The sequence below is a fragment of the Sporosarcina luteola genome, from assembly GCF_023715535.1.
GTDB lineage: Bacteria > Bacillota > Bacilli > Bacillales_A > Planococcaceae > Sporosarcina > Sporosarcina luteola_B.
In genome coordinates this window covers 1-486 of record NZ_JAMBOI010000042.1, presented here as the reverse complement: position 1 = coordinate 486, position 486 = coordinate 1, and the positions used below count along the sequence as shown (strand labels likewise).

Here is a 486-nt window from a genome sequence, read left to right as displayed (position 1 = left end):
GGGTGAAGAACGCGCCGGTGTAGGCGAGAAACATCGACAGGCCGGTAATACGGGCGAACCAGACCCCGGTCAGGGCTGACGCCGCAGGGGTCAGGTGCAGGGCCTGGCCCAGCGTCGCCCCGAGGCTGGTCATCAGCACATAGGTGATGTTGCCGAGGTTGGTCGAACGCGCGCCAAGCACCTGCTGCCAGTTGGCGCTCACGCCCCACAGCACAATCGCCAGCGAGTAACCGATCGAGATAACGATCGCCGCGATGATAATACCTTTGGCAAAGTTCTTTTCCGGCTTATCGGTCTTATCCACTAAGCCGCCAACCGCCTCAATTCCGCCATAGGCAAAGATGGCAAATACCACAAACGACAGCATCGCCATGCCCGACTGATACCCGGGATTAGGCGAAAGGGTGAAGTTTAACGGCTGGGCGAAATGACCGCCGTTAAGCAGAAGGATCGCCCCGCTCACCAGCAGCAGCACCAGGTTAAGCC

At 59.5% G+C, this 486-nt stretch carries 1 pseudogene; it reads right to left on the bottom strand.

Features of this window, described 5'->3' with window-relative positions:
* Positions 1 to 486, bottom strand: a pseudogene (locus tag M3191_RS18220) (glutamate/gamma-aminobutyrate family transporter YjeM); the annotation flags it as partial.